This window comes from Nocardia aobensis NBRC 100429, from assembly GCF_000308375.1.
Taxonomy (GTDB): Bacteria; Actinomycetota; Actinomycetes; order Mycobacteriales; family Mycobacteriaceae; genus Nocardia; species Nocardia aobensis.
Genome location: NZ_BAFQ01000043.1, coordinates 1 through 17,826 on the forward strand (window position 1 = coordinate 1; position 17,826 = coordinate 17,826).

19 protein-coding genes are annotated in these 17,826 nt (G+C 66.9%); 11 read left to right on the top strand and 8 right to left on the bottom strand.

Annotated features, from left to right (window positions below; all coding sequences use genetic code 11):
• Both RJ03_RS05525 and RJ03_RS05530 read right to left on the bottom strand, forming a co-directional pair.
• Window positions 1-848 (bottom strand): benzoate/H(+) symporter BenE family transporter (locus RJ03_RS05525; RefSeq protein ID WP_051024355.1); only part of this gene is annotated, 848 nt, incomplete at its 3' end.
• A 143-nt stretch (window positions 849-991) separates the two neighbouring features.
• Window positions 992-1,564 (bottom strand): Lrp/AsnC family transcriptional regulator, encoded by a 573-nt coding sequence (locus tag RJ03_RS05530; protein WP_083870612.1) that lies wholly within the window; start codon window positions 1,562-1,564, stop codon window positions 992-994.
• Window positions 1,565-1,658: 94 nt separating this feature from the next.
• Between RJ03_RS05530 and pdhA the strand changes: the two genes are divergently transcribed.
• Genes pdhA through RJ03_RS05545 form a run of 3 tightly spaced genes read left to right on the top strand, consistent with a single transcriptional unit; the run spans window position 1,659 to window position 5,267 of the window.
• Complete coding sequence (pdhA, locus tag RJ03_RS05535; RefSeq protein WP_232329271.1) at window positions 1,659-2,879, top strand: pyruvate dehydrogenase (acetyl-transferring) E1 component subunit alpha; 1,221 nt, start codon at window positions 1,659-1,661, stop codon at window positions 2,877-2,879.
• Window positions 2,876-3,856: an alpha-ketoacid dehydrogenase subunit beta gene (locus RJ03_RS05540; protein WP_036498463.1), complete on the top strand. Its 981-nt coding sequence runs from the start codon at window positions 2,876-2,878 to the stop codon at window positions 3,854-3,856. Before pdhA ends, RJ03_RS05540 begins: the two co-directional genes overlap by 4 nt.
• Before the next feature lie 25 nt (window positions 3,857-3,881).
• Entirely contained in the window at window positions 3,882-5,267 is a 1,386-nt protein-coding gene (locus tag RJ03_RS05545) for a dihydrolipoamide acetyltransferase family protein (RefSeq protein ID WP_051024351.1), read from the top strand.
• Here the strand turns inward: RJ03_RS05545 and RJ03_RS05550 are convergent.
• Window positions 5,264-5,725, bottom strand: a complete 462-nt coding sequence (locus RJ03_RS05550; RefSeq protein ID WP_083870615.1) for an acyl-CoA thioesterase — start codon at window positions 5,723-5,725, stop codon at window positions 5,264-5,266. The genes RJ03_RS05545 and RJ03_RS05550 overlap by 4 nt on opposite strands.
• A gap of 432 nt (window positions 5,726-6,157) precedes the next feature.
• Between RJ03_RS05550 and RJ03_RS34830 the strand changes: the two genes are divergently transcribed.
• Window positions 6,158-7,513, top strand: a complete 1,356-nt coding sequence (locus RJ03_RS34830) for an MFS transporter (RefSeq protein ID WP_051024357.1) — start codon at window positions 6,158-6,160, stop codon at window positions 7,511-7,513.
• A gap of 78 nt (window positions 7,514-7,591) precedes the next feature.
• On the opposite strand, the gene RJ03_RS05560 is transcribed toward RJ03_RS34830, so the two are convergent.
• Window positions 7,592-9,415 carry a DUF2075 domain-containing protein gene (locus tag RJ03_RS05560; RefSeq protein ID WP_245552190.1) on the bottom strand — a complete coding sequence of 608 codons (1,824 nt, stop codon included), beginning with the start codon at window positions 9,413-9,415 and terminating at the stop codon, window positions 7,592-7,594.
• A gap of 246 nt (window positions 9,416-9,661) precedes the next feature.
• Here RJ03_RS05560 and RJ03_RS05565 point away from each other — a divergent pair, with 246 nt between their 5' ends.
• From RJ03_RS05565 to RJ03_RS05590, 6 genes are all read left to right on the top strand, one after another.
• On the top strand, window positions 9,662-10,237 hold the full coding sequence (locus RJ03_RS05565) for a TetR/AcrR family transcriptional regulator (protein ID WP_036498466.1): 576 nt from the start codon (window positions 9,662-9,664) through the stop codon (window positions 10,235-10,237).
• A gap of 70 nt (window positions 10,238-10,307) precedes the next feature.
• Window positions 10,308-11,096: an oxidoreductase gene (locus tag RJ03_RS05570; RefSeq protein ID WP_036498467.1), complete on the top strand. Its 789-nt coding sequence runs from the start codon at window positions 10,308-10,310 to the stop codon at window positions 11,094-11,096.
• Window positions 11,097-11,285: 189 nt separating this feature from the next.
• Window positions 11,286-11,606, top strand: a complete 321-nt coding sequence (locus tag RJ03_RS05575) for a hypothetical protein (RefSeq protein WP_036498468.1) — start codon at window positions 11,286-11,288, stop codon at window positions 11,604-11,606.
• Window positions 11,607-11,611: 5 nt separating this feature from the next.
• Entirely contained in the window at window positions 11,612-13,033 is a 1,422-nt protein-coding gene (locus RJ03_RS05580) for a hypothetical protein (protein WP_036498469.1), read from the top strand.
• Window positions 13,034-13,336, top strand: a complete 303-nt coding sequence (locus tag RJ03_RS05585; RefSeq protein ID WP_036498470.1) for a hypothetical protein — start codon at window positions 13,034-13,036, stop codon at window positions 13,334-13,336.
• A 9-nt stretch (window positions 13,337-13,345) separates the two neighbouring features.
• Window positions 13,346-13,630 carry a hypothetical protein gene (locus RJ03_RS05590; RefSeq protein ID WP_157121699.1) on the top strand — a complete coding sequence of 95 codons (285 nt, stop codon included), beginning with the start codon at window positions 13,346-13,348 and terminating at the stop codon, window positions 13,628-13,630.
• Between the two features lie 6 nt (window positions 13,631-13,636).
• On the opposite strand, the gene RJ03_RS05595 is transcribed toward RJ03_RS05590, so the two are convergent.
• The gene (locus RJ03_RS05595; RefSeq protein WP_036498472.1) at window positions 13,637-15,073 is read right to left on the bottom strand and encodes an MFS transporter; all 1,437 of its coding nucleotides are present in this window, start codon (window positions 15,071-15,073) and stop codon (window positions 13,637-13,639) included.
• Window positions 15,074-15,132: 59 nt separating this feature from the next.
• Here RJ03_RS05595 and RJ03_RS05600 point away from each other — a divergent pair, with 59 nt between their 5' ends.
• Entirely contained in the window at window positions 15,133-15,642 is a 510-nt protein-coding gene (locus RJ03_RS05600; RefSeq protein WP_051024353.1) for a MarR family winged helix-turn-helix transcriptional regulator, read from the top strand.
• A gap of 6 nt (window positions 15,643-15,648) precedes the next feature.
• Here the strand turns inward: RJ03_RS05600 and RJ03_RS05605 are convergent, their stop codons facing one another.
• The 3 genes from RJ03_RS05605 to RJ03_RS05615 form a co-directional block, all read right to left on the bottom strand.
• Window positions 15,649-15,966, bottom strand: a complete 318-nt coding sequence (locus RJ03_RS05605) for a hypothetical protein (RefSeq protein WP_051024354.1) — start codon at window positions 15,964-15,966, stop codon at window positions 15,649-15,651.
• 191 nt (window positions 15,967-16,157) lie between these two features.
• Entirely contained in the window at window positions 16,158-17,570 is a 1,413-nt protein-coding gene (locus RJ03_RS05610) for an NAD(P)(+) transhydrogenase (Re/Si-specific) subunit beta (protein ID WP_036498474.1), read from the bottom strand.
• A 3-nt stretch (window positions 17,571-17,573) separates the two neighbouring features.
• Window positions 17,574-17,826 (bottom strand): NAD(P) transhydrogenase subunit alpha part 2 (locus RJ03_RS05615; RefSeq protein WP_036498480.1); only part of this gene is annotated, 253 nt, incomplete at its 5' end.

Below are 17,826 nucleotides of genomic sequence, written 5' to 3' on the forward strand. Positions count from 1 at the left end.
ACCCAGCGCCGGCGCGGGTCGGGGTGGGCCGACGGCGCGGCCGCCAACGCCGCACTGATCGCGGCCAGGTTGATCGCATGCCCGCCCGCCGGGGCACCCACGATGGTCCCGAGCCCGGTGACCGTCATCGACGCCCGCCACGGCACCCGATATTTGAACGAGCTCATGACCGCCACGCCGGGGATGTTCTGCGCGGCCATCGTGACCACATACAGCGGAATCGCGATGCCGATGATCGCCTGCCAACTCCAGTGCGGCACAGTGATTTCCAGCTTCGGCACCAGATCGCCGGCCGGAATCGGGCGATGTCCGGCGACCATCGCGATCGCCGCACCGGCCACCGCGGTGACGAAGGCGCCGGGCACCGCCCACCGCTGCGCGTACCGCTGCAGCACCACCCACACCACCAGCACCGGCGCCACCACCGCCGCGCTCGAGGTGGTCAGCGCCCGCAGCGGCGCCAGGCACAGCGGCAGCAGTACACCGGCGAGCATGGCCTGCGCGATCTCCACCGGGATCGCGGTGATCAGCCGGCCCAGCCGTGACCAGCATCCGGTGAGGACGATCAATATCCCGGTGACCACGAACGCTCCCACCGCCGCGGGCCAGACACCGGTCACCGCACCGGCGCCGACCAGCAGCGCCGCACCGGGAGTGGACCAGGCGAGGGTGATCGGCATGCGGTAGCGCCGGCTCAGGATCCACATGCCGACCGCCTGCGTGACGCAGACCGCCAGCAGACCCGAGGCGGCCTGCGCCGGGGTCGCGCCGACGGCGGTGAGCCCGGCCAGCACGACCGCGAACGAACTGGTGAAACCGACCAGCGCGGCGATGATCCCGGCGCTCATCGCCTGTCCGGTACCGCCGGGCCCGTGCTCGCCCTCGACCGCCGCCGGGAGGCTCGCCTGTGCCTCGGCGACGTCGGGCGGGTGGGATGCGGAATCGGCGGTGGCAGTCACCGAGCTATCTTCGCGGGCGGCTGGCCCTGCCGTCAGCGGCCAGTACGCCGGAACTGGACCGAATTCTCGCCTGCGTCCTGTCGTCCCGCGTCCTGTCGTGGCGCTGCCGACTCGTCGGTTCCAGCCAGTCGCTGCAGCAGTGGCGCGGTGCGCGGCCCGACCAATTGCTGCATCACCAGTGCCATATTGGTGCGCTGCACACCCGCGATCTTCAGAATCGCGCCGGTGATCCGGTACAGATCGTCGGCGTCGCGCGCGACCACGCGAACCGTCAGATCCGTCTGCCCCGTCGTGCCGCACACCTCGGTGACCTCGGGGATCTCGGCGAGTTCGGCCACCACGTCGGCGAGCCGATGCTGGTCGACCACCACCGCGACGAAGGCCGCCAGCCGGTAACCGAGGGCGCGCGGGTCCACGCGCCGTTCGAATCCGGCGAGCACACCGGCGGCCTCCCATCGAGCCAGCCGGGCCTGCACGGTATTGCGGGACAGCCCCAGTCGCGTGGCCAGTTCCACCCCGGTGGCACGAGGGTTGGCAACCAGTTCCAGCAGCAGCCGGGCGTCGGTGGCGTCGATTGTCGCCGGAGCGGGTTCAGCACTGGGCATGTAACGCAGTATGACAGTCCTGACCCCGTTCGGATCGAGCATTCTGCGCAGTTCGCGTGTTGCCACTTGCGCATCCCGCTCAATCGTGGATGCTGTGAGGTACAGCACACAGCTGGCGAAGAGCAGTCCGCCGGATCGCGAGGACGGAGACCCCGTCGTACGCGGCAACGAGGAGGTGATGGCTGTGCACAACACCACGACGCACAACACCACAACCAAGTACGACACCGGGACGAACCCCTATCCCGTGCAACTGGTCCAGCCCGACGGGCGCCGTGTTCTCGACCGCGAGCACGCGGCCCTGATCGCGGACATCGGTCCGGCCGAACTGCGCGAACTCTACGAGGACCTGGTCGTCACCCGCCGCATCGACGTCGAGGCGACCGCACTGCAGCGGCAGGGCCAGCTCGGCCTGTGGGCACCGCTGCTCGGCCAGGAGGCATCGCAGATCGGCTCCGCCCGCGCCCTGCACGACGACGATTACGTCTTCTGCAGCTACCGCGAGGCGGGTGTCGCCTACTGCCGTGGCGTGGATCCCACCCTGATCACGCGGCTGTGGCGGGGGGTGGCGCATTCGTGCTGGGATCCGGACGAGATCAACATGACCAATCCGGCCATCGTCGTCGGCTCGCAGGGCCTGCATGCCACCGGTTACGCCTACGCCGCACATCTGGAAGGCGCGGAGATCGCGGTGCTGACCTACTTCGGTGACGGTGCCAGCAGTCAGGGCGATATCGCCGAAGCGCTCGGCTTCGCCGCCTCCTGGAGTGCGCCGGTGGTGTTCTTCTGCCAGAACAACCACTGGGCGATCAGCGAACCGGTGCAGCTGCAGAGCCAGACGCCGATCGTCCGGCGCGCCTACGGATACGGCATTCCGGGCGTGCAGGTCGACGGTAACGACGTGCTGGCCGTCCTGGCCGTGACCCGCCAGGCCGTCGCCCGTGCCCGCGCCGGTGGCGGGCCGTCGTTCATCGAGGCGATCACCTATCGGATGGGCCCGCACACCACCGCCGACGATCCCACCCGCTACCGCTCGGCCGCGGAAACCGAACTGTGGCAGCGCCGTGACCCGATCGACCGCTTGCGACGGCTCCTCGAACGAGAAGAACTGTGGGACAGCGACTTCGAGCGCCAGGTCACCGCGCGCGCCGACTCGGTCGCCGCCGCGGTCCGCACCGCGACCATCGATATGCCCGATCCGGATCCGATGCAGCTGTTCGACCACGTCTACACCACCGCGCATCCGCTGATCGCCGCCGAGCGCGACGAATACGCCGGGTACCTGGCGGGTTTCGAGGAAGGAGTACGGGCATGATCACCACCTTCGCGAACGCGCTGAACACGGGGATGCGCCGGGCACTGGAGGACGATCCGAAGGTCGTGCTGATGGGTGAGGACATCGGGCGGCTCGGCGGTGTGTTCCGGGTGACCGACACGCTGCAGAAGGACTTCGGGAACAACCGCGTGATCGACACCCCGCTGGCCGAATCCGGCATCATCGGAACCGCTTTCGGCATGGCGCTGCGCGGTTTCCGGCCGGTCTGCGAGATCCAGTTCGACGGATTCGTCTACCCGGCCTTCGACCAGATCGTTTCGCAGGTCGCCAAGATTCACTACCGCACCCAGGGCAGGGTCCGCGCGCCGATCACCATCCGGATTCCGTTCGGCGGGGGAATCGGTTCGGTCGAACATCATTCGGAGTCGCCGGAGGCCTATTTCGCGCATACCGCCGGACTGCGCGTGGTCTCGCCGAGTACGCCCGAGGATGCGTATCGGCTGTTGCGCCAAGCTATTTCGTGCGACGACCCGGTCGTCTTCTTCGAGCCCAAGCGGCGTTACTGGGACAAGGCCGATCTGGATTTCACCGCCCTGGACGCGGATCCACTCCCCCTGGACCGGGCGCGCATCCGCCGGTCGGGCCGCGACGCCACGATCGTCGCCTACGGCGGCATGGTCGCGACCGCGCTGACGGCGGCCGAAATCGCGGCCGGAGAGGGGCATTCACTCGAGGTGATCGATCTGCGCAGCCTGTCGCCGATCGATTTCGGCACCATCGAGGAATCGGTGCGCCGCACCGGCCGGCTGATCGTCACCCATGAGGCGCCGGTCTTCGCGGGGCTCGGCGCCGAGATCGCCGCCCGCATCGCCGAACGGTGTTTCTACTATCTCGAGGCGCCGATCCTGCGCGTCGGTGGCTTCGACATCCCGTATCCCCCGGCTAAGCTCGAACGGCACCACATGCCAGACCCCGATCGCATTCTCGACGCGGTCGATCGAACGTTCGCCGCTTGACAACTGTTCGGACAGAGGTGCCCCTTTGGAAGACCCTGCTGTGGACGACAACAACCACATACTCGAGTTCCGGCTGCCCGATCTCGGGGAGGGATTGACCGAGGCCGAACTGATCTCCTGGTCGGTGGCCGTCGGCGATACCGTCGAACTCAACCAGACCATCGCCGAGGTGGAGACCGCCAAGGCGCAGGTCGAACTACCGTGTCCGTTCGCCGGGCAGGTCGCCGAACTGCTGGCCCGGCCCGGTGAGACGGTGGCGGTCGGCGCACCGTTGATCAGAGTGCGCACCGCCGCGCCGGCCGGCGACGCTCCCGCGGCGGGCGAAAGCCGGACCTCGGTGCTCGTCGGTTACGGGCCCGGGGCCGAAGCGCCCACGCGGCGTCGTCCGGCGTCGAAAAACGGTGCCGCGGCCCCGCATTCGGCCGCACCGGGACGATCCGAGGAGATTCCGCCGGAGTTCCCGGGCCGCCCGCCCGCCACGCCGGCCGCCCGCCAGCTGGCTCGCGAACTCGGTATCAATATCGCGTTCGTGGCCGGCTCCGGGCCGGGCGGGGCGGTGACGGTCGAGGATGTGCGCCACGCGGTGCCGGTGTCGCAGCCGCCGCGCCGGGTGCGGCCCGAGGAGGAGGCCGCCGACGCTCCGCGCCCGGCCGCTCCACCGGTGCCCACCATGCGACCCGACGGCGGCATCATCCGGCCGACGCCGAGTGAACGCGAAACCCGCACCCCGGTCAGCGGTGTCCGCAAGCGCATCGCCGCGGCCATGACCACCAGCGCCCGCACGATTCCGCAGGCCAGCGCGTTCGTGACCACCGATTTCACCGCCTCGATGGAGTTGCTCGACCATCTGCGCAGCACCGACTCCTTCACCGGGCTGTCGCTCACTCCCCTCGCGCTGGTGGCGAAGGCGACGCTCGCGGCGATCGCCGAATTCCCGGGGATCAACTCCTGCTGGGACGCCGAAGCCAATCAGATCGTCACCAAGCACTACGTCAACCTCGGCATCGCCGTGGCCACCGAACGCGGGCTGCTCGTCCCCAACATCAAGGAGGCGCAGTCGCTGAGCCTGCGCGAGCTGTGCCGGGAGATCGGCTGGCTCGCCGATGTGGCCCGCGCCGGTTCGGCGACCCCCGCCGATCTGCGCGGCGGCACCTTCACCATCAGCAATGTGGGTGTCTTCGGCGTCGATACCGGTGTGCCGCTGGTGAATCCGGGTGAGGGCGCGATTCTGTGCCTGGGTTCCATCCGGAAACGGCCGTGGGTGTATCGCGACGAGCCGGCGATCCGGTGGATCACCACGCTCGGTGTGAGCTTCGATCACCGCATGATCGACGGGGAGCTCGGCGCGCGATTCCTGTCGACGGTCGCCTCACTGCTCGAGGATCCGCTGACCCTGCTGGGCCGGGTCTAAGCCTCGTCGGTCACCAGCGCGGCCGCGGCGCTGCGGATGATCGCCGGGATCTCCACGGATTTGCGGGTCTCGTTGTCCACGTAGACGTGCACGAACCTGCCGGTGGCGGCCAGCTCCAGATCCTCCCCGGCGGTATCGGCGGCGGTGCCGGCGTCCAGGATGCGAAAGATCGCCAGATCGTAGGTGATGCTGGAGCGGCCGAGGCGGCTGATCCGCAACCCCACCCGCAGCTGGTCGGGGAAACTCAGCGAGCCCAGATACTGGCACGAGGTCTGGGCGACTACGCCGATCGCGGGCAGCTCCCGAATGTCGGTACCGGTCGCGGCCATCAACCAGGCGTTGACCGCGGTGTCGAAGTACGAGTAATAGGTCACGTTGTTGACGTGGCCGTAGTGGTCGTTGTCGGCCCATCGGGTCGGCACCGGCCAGAGCACCGGGTAGTCCTGCTGTGTGGTCACCGCCCCGACAATAGTGACCGCGACCGGAGCGACGCGGGCGGAGGCGGCAGCCTGCGTCACCCCGGAGCCCGCCGCGCAGGTCGCCGATCGGCACCGCGACCGGAGCGACGCGGGCGGAGGCGGCAGGTGAACCCGGCGCGGCTCCGAAACGTGTCGGTGGTAGGTCATACACTCGAATCGAAACCGGTTACATCCGGGGCCCGTGCGGTGACGTCGACGATGCCGTGATCGCTCGGGATACGGGGAGCCGCCGACCGCGGTCGGCGCCGCCGAATCAACGACGCTTCGACGCACTCCTCCGCTCCGGAGTCGTACCCGCGGGGCAGGCGCTTCGGGTGTTGGGCCCCAAGGGGTTCCGCGTGCCGAGCCACCTGGTTCGGCACGGCCTCTCGTGCGGTGAACAATCGGTGCGCGCCCGGTACCGTCGAATCGATGCATTCATCGGTGGAGACGACACGGCGCGGGACGGCTGCTCCGGCCGCTCGCCGCGCGCGGGCAGCGGTGTTCGCGGTTTTCGCGCTCAACGGGTTCCTGGCCGCGATGTGGGTGGTGCACATTCCGGTCATCACCGATCGCACCGGGGTCTCGCACGGGACTCTCGGAATTCTGATCCTGGTGATGGCCGGCAGCGGCATCGTCGGTATGCAGGCGGCGGGTCCGCTCGCCGACCGCTTCGGCAGCCGAACCCTGGTCACCGCGGCCGTCGCCTGGCTGGTCGTGGCGGTGAGCGGACCGGCGTGGGCCACCGGGCCGGTGCAGCTCGGTATCGCGCTCGCGCTCTTCGGTTTCGGCAACGGTGCGCTCGATGTGTCGATGAACGCCCAGGCCGTGCAGGTCGAGCGCGTCTACCGTCGGCCGATCATGGCGGCGTTCCACGCGCTCTTCTCCTGCGGCGGTCTGGTCGGCTCGCTCGCCGGCGCGGCGGCCATGCACGCCGGTGCCGATATCCGGACGAGTTTCGCGGTCGCGGCCGTACTGGGCCTGCTGGTGATGCTGGCCAGTGTGCCGAGCCTGCTCCCCCGCCTGCACGCCACCTCGCACGTCGAACCGGCAGCCACGACCGCCGAATCCGCGGCGGTCCCGGACCACTTCGCGGCCGGAAATGGTGTGGCTGTCACCGAATCGGCCGCGGCACTTCCGGCAGCCGGCGCCCCCGCCGCGGGTTCGCGGCCCGGTCGCCACACAGCCGATTCCGCCGTGCGCCGACGCATCCGGCGCTGGCTCCCGCCGAAAGTCTTGGCGCTGGCCGCGATCGCGTTCGCCCTGCTGATGGCCGAGGGCGTCGCCAACGACTGGAGCGCCCTGCAGACGCACGAGCATCTGGGCGTCAGCGACGCCACCGCCGCCCTGTCGTTCGGTGCGTTCTCCATCGCGATGACCGTCGGCCGCTTCACCGCGGACCGGGTCAGCGAACGCTTCGGCCGCATCGCCGTCGTCCGCTGGGGTTCGGTCCTCGGCGCCGCCGGTCTCGCCGTCATCATGGCCTCGCCCTGGCTGCCCCTGAGCCTCGCGGGCTGGATCCTCGCCGGCCTCGGCCTCGCGGGCGGCGTCCCCCAGATCTTCACCGCGGCGGGCAATCTGAGCACCGCCACCGCCGCCACCGACATGTCCAAGGTCTTCGGCCTCGGCTACCTGGGCTTCCTCGCCGGCCCCTCGGTCATAGGCTGGCTCGCCCAACTCACCTCCCTCACCCTGGCCTTCACCTTCCCCCTACTCGCCGTCCTCCTCTGCGCCTGGTTCGCAGGCACCGTGGGGGAAGGTACTCCGGCCGACCACGTCGACAGGTAGACGAGCAATCACCACGAACAGCCGGCCGTGCCATCGGGTGCAGCCACCGGGAACACGCGTCCCTCTCATGGCCGCTGTTCAGTCGATAAGGCTCTTCAGAAAGGCTTGTGTGTCCGGATCGACAGAATGTATGACAACTCCCCGCATCCCGCGCGTAAGAAGCACCTTGTAGATATTTCGCACCAATGTGTCGAAGGTTTCGTCACCTACAGGTTTGGTTTTCGTGCCCTTGAGCGCCTTGTCCTTCGTAGCGTCGCGAACCGTCGTCAAGTGCCCGTCGCGAATGACGAGGTCGGGACCGATGATGACACCCGACCAGTCGTATTCGAACCCCTGGGCGGTGTAGACGCAGCCGACCTGCTCGAATCCGCGCGGGTCGGTTGCCCACAGTGAACTCGGCGGAGCGCCCCCGACGGCCCGTTCTCCTCGAAGGTTCCACGGCTTGGCCCATTCGCCGATGACCACGTCGTCGACGAGAGTCCCATCCTCCTTCGGAGAGCTCCAAGGCCAGCAATATCCGGCGGCGATTCGCGCGGTCCATCCGTCGGCGTTCTTGTCTCGGAGGAACGTTTCCATTTCCTGCGGCGTCTCCGCGATACGGACGTCGAACGCGGCGGTGTCTCCCGTCCACGGTGTAGGACCGCCGATACGCAACCCCAGCAGACGGCGTACCCATTCGTCGTATTCGGCGCTGCCGCCGCACCGGTACTGCCCGTCCAATTCGATCTGGTGTACCACGTAGCCGGCGCGAGCCGCGTGATCTCGGATCGCGTGAACCGTCCCCACCTCGTCCGGCCTGACCACCTGATGTTCATCGAGAAGAAAGACCGGGACCCGCGCCGCAGCCATCAACTCATCCACCTGTGGACGGTTGGTGCGCTGGGCGCGCGGTGTGAACCGATTCGTGGACACCTCTCGAATTCGATGGGCCTCATCGCAGATGAGGACGTCGAGCTCGTTCTTTACGCAGTCGGAGAAGTTCCGAAAGTACTTGAACAAGTCCTGAAGCTCTCTGGAGCCCTTGGCCGGAAACTTTCGCAGCGATTCGGTGAAGGCCAGAGATCCAGTCGCGTGCCGTACGCGGTAGCCCTCGCGGTGCAACTCCGCGAGCAGCGAGACCGCGATGAGGCTCTTGCCACTGCCCGGTCCTCCGGTAACGACCACAACACTCTTCTGGTCCGTCTGCCGGGCCAACCGCACTCGGCTCATCACCGTTTCGTACGCCAGTTTCTGGTGGTCGAGCAGCGAGTATTCGGTCGCCGACCGTAGCTCCGCACCGGTGAACCCGAACAGGTTCGGCTTCGCTCGAATAGGGCTCTCGAGCAGCCGGTTCGCTGCTCCGGTGCCCGATTCCGGGGCGAATTGGCTCTTGAGGAAGGTCAGAAATTCTTCGCGTTGCTCGCCGGTGAACATGCGGCCCGTCTCGTCCGGCGGCAGAGCTCGCAGCGCGCTCACCGAATTCTCGGTTGCATTGTGCAAGTAGGCCACTCCACGGACCGCATTCGGCCGATCATGGAGAGTTTCGACGAATCGGGTCAGATATCGGCAATAGCCACGCACCTGATCGATGGGGTGAAGATGCTCGCCCGGCAATCCCTGGACTCGCACGATTCGGTCGCTGTTCCAGACGAGCTCCGCTCGCCCCCACTGCTTCAGTTCGACGACGACATAATGGTCGTCTCCGGTTTGCGGGTGGATACCACTCAGAATCACATCGGCCCGGCGGCTCGTCTCGGGCAGTCGATATTCGATCAGCATCTCGACGTGCTCCAGCCCGGTGGCGACCAGATCCCCGGCTATCCACGGCAGGCTCACGTCCCAGGAGCGTTGCTCGGCGGTCGGCACCTTACGTTTCGTCCGGCCCAGATGCTCGGAGACTATCGCCGACAGCTGCTGCTCCACTGACAGATGCAACACCTCTTCTGCCGTCGAGCGGTACACCCGAGATGACACGACAACACCCCCAAGCAGCACGAATCCTCGCGCGGTTGGGGGCGTATCCGTTGCTCACAGAAGCCCGTCGGGCCGCAACCTGATGACGAGATATTAACGCAGCCAACAACTGTCACACACGGGCACCGTCCGAGAGCTGACCCGCAGACGTACCCATTGTTGACCTCAAGGACAAAAACTCGTAGAGTTCGGGACATGGGCAGGCCGCGTAACTTCGAGACCGAGGCCGTGGTGGATCGGGCCCTGGATGCGTTCTGGACTCATGGGTATGCGAATACCTCGCCGGCGCAGCTGGCCGAGGCTACCGGGATCGGGAAGGGGAGTTTGTACCACACGTTCGGCAGTAAGCGGGAGCTGTTCGAGCGGGTGCTGAACCGTTACGACCGGATGGGAGCGGAAGTGACCGGGGAGTTCATGGCCCGGCCGGGGACCGCACGCGAGTGCATCGGCGCGTTCATCCGGTTTCTGGTGGATTCCGATGTGGCACAGCCGGTTCGGCGTGGCTGCTTGGCGGTGAACACCGCTACCGAATTCTCCGCGCAGGATCCCGAGATCACGAAGGCGGTCCGGACCATGCAGGAGAACACCATGACCGCACTGTCCGATCGGATCGATCGGGGTCGACGCGACGGCGACGTGGCACAGGACGTCGATCCGCGGGCCGCCGCCGAATTCCTGATGAACACCATCGTGGGACTGCGCGTCATGGCGAAGACCAGCGATGCGGAGACCCTGCACCGCATCATCGACACCGCACTGACCACCCTCTGATATCCGGGCCGCCACCGCGGCCCTTTTTCGTACCGCAATTTTTGACCTGAAGTTCAAGAAAGGGAAGCTCATGGACCTCGAACTCACCGGCAAGACCGCCGTCGTCACCGGCGCGAGCCGCGGCATCGGACTGGCGATCGCCGAGGCGCTGACCGCCGAGGGAGCACTGGTGGTCGGCGCCGCGCGCACCGTCACGCCGGAGCTGGAAAAGGCCAGTGTGGCAGCCTATTCCGTCGATCTCGGCACCTCCGAGGGCGCCACCACACTGATCGATTCGGCGCTGCGTGAACTCGGCGGCATCGACATCCTGGTCAACAATGTCGGTGGCGGTGATGCGGATCGGCTGGGGCTGGGGGCATTCACCGACATCTCCGACGAACAGTGGCGGACCCTGTTCGACCTCAATCTGTTCAGCGCGGTCTGGACCACGCGCGCGGCGCTGCCCAGCCTGCTGGAACGCCGCGGCGCGATCGTGAACATCTCCTCGATCAACTCGCGCCTGCCCGCGGCCGGGCCGATCGGCTACAGCGAGGCCAAGGCCGCGCTCACCGCGTTGAGCAAACGCCTCAGTGAGGAATTGGCCCCGCGCGGCGTGCGCGTCAACACCGTATCCCCCGGCGTCGTGGGCACGCCGCTGTGGCGGGACCCGAACCGTTTCGGCGGAAAACTCGCTGCGGCGCAAGGCATCTCGCACGACGACCTGCTCGCGGGCATCAGCGAGAGTTTCGGCATCGCCTCGGGGCGGATCTCGGAGCCCGAGGAGGTGGCCGCACTGGTCGCCTTCCTCGCCTCCGGGCGAGCCGGCAATATCGTCGGCGCCGACTACATCATCGACGGCGGGACATTGAAAGTCGCGTAGTCACTACCGTTCGTGCTTGTGCCGCAGGCCGTTGCCCAGGGCCACGGCCTGCGGCCGGCCACGCCCTGCCGCGGACTACCCGAATATCCGATTGCCGGTTCAGGCCGGGTAGTACGGGGAATGTGAACCGCGAGTACTCGGCTCGCCGGAAGTCGCTTCCCTGCCCTATCCTGACGTCAGGAGGGGAAAATGACATTTCAAGTCAACCCGGACGGACTGCGGGCCGCGGCTGGGGAGTTGGCGCTACTGCCGACCGATATCGACAATGCGCCGAAACTCGACGGCGATCCGGTGGCGAAATTGCTCGCGGGTTTGTCGGTAGGAACCGAACTCGGCAAGTCCAATGCGGCGAGTCGGCAAGCCAAAGATGTTCTGAAAGCGCGTTTCAACGAGTTCTCGGCCCTGTTGGTGACGTGTGCGGACAGCTTCCACGGCAATGACCAAGACGCCGCTCGGCGCCTCGCCGCTGTCGCTGATCTGAATTCCGGCGACCCGCACGCGGGCCGGTAGCCTTCATGCCGACTCCGAAAGAAGTACTGGCCATGGATACCTCGGGCCTGCAGGGTGTCGCCGACCGGGCCGGCCAGATTGCTGACGCCATCGTCAAAGTAGCCGGCACGCTGCACAAGACCATCCACGACGATCTGGCGTGGCAAGGCGCGGCGGCCCGAGCCGCTGAAGACAAAGCCGACCGCGAACAGACTCAGATGCGAGCGATTGCCACCGCATACGATGATCTCAGTGCCGCCTGCGCCGGCGCAGCTCGCGACCTTCAGTATCCGATAGCGGAAATCAAGACGATCTTTCAGCATTACGTCGTCCCGCCGGTTGCCGTCGCGGACGACTGGAGCGCAACCGGAATACAAGATCCGAATTCCGAAGCGGGCGTAGAGCTATCTCGCCTGTCCGGACTGGTCGCCAGCCTCCGAACCGCCGATGCGCAATGGAGCGCCGCCATTGCCACGGCCAACGACGAACTGACGAAGATGGCATCGGCGGCTACCTTGACGGCGCTCGAGGTAGCCGATCAGAGCTTCAAATCCATGGATTCCCGCGCCGATCCCGATCGGATCCGCACCTCGGCCGCGGCGTTCCAGCAGTTGTTCGGGCGTCCGCCTGCAACCGCATCCGACTGGAGTACAGCCGAGGTCCTGAACCCGAACAGCTATACCCCGGAGTTCAAGGGGGTCGGGCCCGAAATTCGCGTCGTCAAGATCACACCCGTTCCTGGGCAGGGTGTGGTCCGATCGTCTCAGTACATCGAGCAACGTGACGTCTCCGACCCGGACCCCAATCCGCTCAATCTCAATCCCGGCGCTCGCGACTTGGGGAACAATCGAACGGCCGACCCGAATTTCGATCCCGAACATACGAAGGTCACTACATATGTCGACTACGAGAACGGCATAGTCGTCATGCGCCAGAACCCGTCCGTTCGCGAGAACGACGACGGCAGCCCGGGCGAGGTCAAAGTTGGTGCGCCGGACGGGAAAGTGTGGCAGAACCCGGACGGGTCGGTCCGTATCCAGTACGACGCGGGTAACCCACTGCCGCCCTCTTGGATGACCAAACCTCCTGGCCTGGATGGCCACGACGTCACGGTCAACGGCGACTTGGTGTTCCAGCCCGGTCCGAACGGGGTCCAAGTGAACGGGACGCGCACCGATTACCCATCATTGGAGGTGTATCAAGACACCTCCGATGGACGCACGCAAACGATCGCGCTGGACCCGGCTCGGTCCGGGAGCTCACTCGGCCCGGCCATGAATCTGCCGTTTCACCACGACATCGGCGTGGGAGGTGCGGCCTTCGGTCCGTTCACCGACTGGAACGACCGCTACGACGTGCCCGGGAATCCGAAGCCGCCGACATCGTTCGGTCCGGTCGCGGCGCCGCCCACTGCCCCGGTGCAGCGGATACCCGCAGGGACGGCCTGAATGACGCCCTCTTCGTCGCAAGATGCGCGGTTCTGGCGCCTCGCCACATGGGGCGTCGCGGGCTTCTTCCTGCTGCAATTGGTGGTCATGATGATCGCGGCGCGGGTGATGCACTCGGACACCGACGGCACGATCTTCGGTTCGTTTCTCGCCGCCTCGGTGGTGGGTACCCTTATCGCTTCGCTCCTTCGATGGAAGGCGCGGGGGCCCGTCCGCGGCGTAGCTCTTGCCGCAGTGACCACCGCGGGCATATGGCTCGGGTCGTCTGTCATCATCGGATGCCTCTATTTCGCGACCGGATAGGAGCATCCTGTGACCAGAGAACACTCTGCTCCGCAGGACAGGCGCGAAACCTGGTTCGGCCCACTGTCATTCAGAGCGGCTGCGGTTTGCCTCACGCTGAACGTGATTCCGTTCTTCATCAACGGATACCTGATCTTCGCGCTCGTCCTGCTGTACGCGATCGAAGTGATCGCCGCTGCTCTGCTCTGCGCTCGCGGAGGGCGCGCGCGACAGCTGTGCACAGGCATCGCGGTGGCGCTGGTCGGCACTGCCGCCTGCTTTGTGCTGCTCCCCGCACTGGGACGGTTGTCCTGACGTCCGCTACCGTTCGTGCTTGTGCCGCAGGCCGTTGCCCAGTGCCACGGCCGCGGCCAGCCACGCCCCGACACTCAGCACCGCGAAGCTGATCACGTAGGCGTGCAGCGACGGCACGCCCGTGTGACCGATGGTGAGAGCGCTCAGAATCGAGGCGGTGACGGCGCCGGCGATACTGCCGCCGGCGGTGCGCACCAGCGAGTTGATCCCACTGGCGATTCCGCTCTCGCTCATCGGAACATGCTGGACGGCAAGGGTTCCCAGCGCGGCGTAACCGATACCGAAGCCGATGCCCTGCAGCGTATTCGAGATGACCATGTCGTAGCCGTGCGCATTGGACAGCGCCAGCCATCCGGTCGCCGCACCGGCGAAGGCCGCGCCGATGGCCAGGGTGAAGGCGGGGCCGATGCGCGCGACGATGCGCCCGGTGCGGAAGGAGAAGAAGGTCATCAGCACCGAGCTGGGGATGCCGTAGAGACCCACGGCCAGGACCGACCCGGACAGACCGTAACCGACCTTGTCGGCGGGGGCCTGCACGAAGTTCGAGATCAGGGTGAAGGAGCCGAACATCGCGAAGCCCAGCAGCGCCGAGGCCATATTGGCCGACAGCGAGCGCGGGCCGACCAGCAGTGGCAACCGCACCAGCGGCTGCGCGACCTTGCGCTCCACCAGCACCCACACCACGGCCAGCACGGCGGCCGCGGCGAAAAGGCTGATCACGCTGGTCTCACCCCAGCCCCAGCGCGGCCCCTCGCTGATGGCCAGCAGCAGGCACACCAGCAGACCGGCGAGCAGGACCGCGCCCAGATAATCCGGCTGCCCGCCGTGGCGCTGCCCCACATCCCTGGCGCTCACGCCGACGAGTACGGTGGCGAGCACGGCCAGCACCGCCGTCATCCAGAACACGGGATGCGGATCGGTGGTCTTGTCCGCGATGACACCGGTCACCAGCATGCCGATGGTGCCGCCGACGCCCATGGTGCCGCTGATGACGCCGATCGCGGTGGTGAGCCGTTCGCGCGGGAAGGTGTCGCGAATGATGCCGATCCCCAGCGGAATCAGCGCCGACGAGGTGCCCTGCAGCGCCCGGCCGACGATGTAGACGCCCAGCGAACTCGCCATCGCGCAGACCACCGAACCGATGATCAGCAGTCCCATGCAGAACATCACCATGCGCTTCTTGCCGTACATGTCGCCGAAGCGCGAAAGCAGCGGTGTGGCAACGGCTCCGGTGAGCAGCGCGGCGGTGAACAACCACGTGACACCCGCGACGTCGGTGTGCAGTTGCCCGATCAGCCTGGGCAGCAACGGAATGACCACGGTCTGCTGCAGCGAGACCACGAGTCCGGCCGCGCACAGCGCCAGCAGTGTCAAGACCAGGTGCGCCGGCGCACCGGTTTCGGAATCGGTTCCGGTGGATCGGCCGGTGACGGTCGACGTCATCTGAGTTCCCTATCTTTATACTTACCTAACTTAAGTAAGTTGGGTAGTAGGATAACCCTGTGCCGCGTTCCGAAGGAAGTCCCGAATCGGTGGTCGACGCCGACTACATCGTGGAACTCGAGCGCGCCCTGACCCGGATCGCGCACCTGCTCACCCGGGCCAGACGCCACGATCGCACCGTGGCCGCGGCCGGGGTGAATCTCGATCGCGCCAATGTGCCGCTGCTGCGGATGCTCGCCGACGCCGCGGAGCCGATGCGCATGGGTGAACTCGCGGCCTGCCTGGATGTTGAGGCGCCGCATGTCACGCGCCAGATCCAGCGCCTGGAGCGGGCCGGTTACGTCGACCGGGTGACCGATCCGGAGGACCGCCGGGCGCAGCGGGTGCGCATCACCGACGAGGGCCGGGCCACCGTCGACGCGATCCGCGCGGTGAGCCGCCGCCACATGCGCGATGCGCTGGCGGAGTGGTCGACCGAGGATCTGCGTCAGCTCGCCGCGCTCAACCACCGCATGGTCGACGCGTTTCTCGACAATGCCGAGCGCACCGACGCCTTCGGGCGGCGATGAAGCTCGTCAGCGCTCCTTGCGGTCGATCCGGATGGTGACATCCGGCCACGGCGGATTCCGCACCACCGCGATCAGGGACAACGTCGTCGCCACCAAGCCGACGAAGATGCCCAGCAGCGCGATCGCCGTGTCGTCGGTGACGGCGTGCCAGCCGGTGTTGCCGTCCTCGATGACGAAGACGCCCAGCGGCCGGGCGCGCCGGAACTTTCCGCCGGGGCGCGTCACCGGGATGACCGTGGCGCCTTCGGGGGTCTGATACGGCGTGCCGTAGATCGCCGAATCATCGCCCACCGCAGGCAGATCGAACCGCTCCCGAACCGTCATCTCGACCCCTTCCGGCTGCCGTGCCGCGCTCGCGGCACCATCGAGCCCCGCGGGCCACTCTAGTCCGCCACCCGCGGCTGGGAGGCGGCGTGCGCCCACGTTGCCGCAAGCACGCATCGCCCACCGCCGGGAAACCGGAAACGGCCCGCAGCACATCTGCCGCGGGCCGTTTCGGGTCGAACCTACGCTCGTTACAGCGCCTTGAGTTCCTCGGTGACGGCTCCGACGGACTTCTTGGCGTCGCCGAACAGCATGGAGGTGTGGTCGGCGTAGAACAGCGGGTTGTCGATGCCGGCGAAGCCGGAGTTCATCGACCGCTTCAGCACGATCACGCTCTTGGCCTGATCGACGTTGAGCACCGGCATGCCGTAGATCGGGCTGGAGGAGTCCTCGCGCGCGGCGGGGTTGGTGACGTCGTTGGCGCCGATCACCAAAGCCACGTCGGTGCGCGAGAATTCGCCGTTGATGTCGTCCATTTCCTTGAGCGCGTCGTAGGAGACCTCGGCCTCGGCCAGCAGCACGTTCATGTGGCCGGGCATACGACCCGCGACCGGATGGATGGCGTATTTGACCTCGACACCCTTGGCCTCCAGCAGCGAGGCCATCTCCTTGACCGCGTGCTGGGCCTGCGCGACGGCCATACCGTAGCCGGGCACCACGATCACCTGGTTGGCGTAGGCCATCTGGATCGCGGCATCGGCGGCCGAGGTGGCCTTGGCCTGCTTCTGTTCACCGTCACCGGCAGCCGCGACACCGCCGCCACCACCGAAACCACCCGCCACGATCGCCGGGATGGACCGGTTCATGGCCTTGGCCATGAGGTTGGTCAGGATGGTGCCCGACGCGCCGACGATCATGCCGGCCACGATCATCGCGGTGTTGTTCAACGCCAGACCGGCCGCCGCGGCCGACAGACCGGTCAGCGCGTTCAGCAGCGAGATCACCACGGGCATGTCGGCGCCACCGATCGGCAGCACGACCATCAGGCCGAGCACGGCGGCCAGCACCAGCAGCAGCACCATCCACCACCACGGCGCACCATCCTTGGTGGCGCCGATACCGATCACCACCGCGGAGGCGATCGCACCCAGGGCCAGCAGCAGGTTGACCGGCTGCTGCAGTTTGCCGAGCCCGATCGGGCGGCCGGGCAGGATCTCCTGCAGCTTGCCGAACGCGATCAGCGAGCCCCAGAACGAGATCGAACCGATGATCGCCGCGAACAGCGAACCGATCACGATGTGCACGGTGGGCTGCTCGTGCAGCGACGAGAAACCGTCGCTGTTGAGGAATTCCGACCACGCGATCAACGCGACCGTGCCACCACCGACACCGTTGAACGCGGCGACCAGCTGCGGCATCGCGGTCATCTTGGTGAACCGCGCCGGCGGAACACCCAGCGCCACACCGACGACCAGGCCCGCGATGATGATGATCCAGTTCGAGGTGTCACGGATCGAGATGAACGTCGCGATCACCGCGATGCCCATACCGACGGCCGCGATCCAGTTGCCACGCACCGCGGTCTTCGGGCCGGTCAGCCCCATCAGACCGTAGATGAACAGCGAGAACGCGACGATATAGAGAATATTGACCAGATTGTCCATGAGTCAGCGGCCCGCCTTCTCGGTGTTTCCAGGGCGCTCCGCGCCCGACGCAGCGGGCTTCTTGCCCTTGAACATCCCCAGCATCCGGTCGGTCACCACGAAACCACCGACCACGTTCAGCGTTCCGAACACCACCGCGACGAACAGAATGATCTGCGTGATCACCGACGGATGCTCGATCTTGCCCAACGTGACCAGCGCACCCAGCACCACGATGCCGTGAATGGCGTTGGTGCCCGACATCAACGGAGTGTGC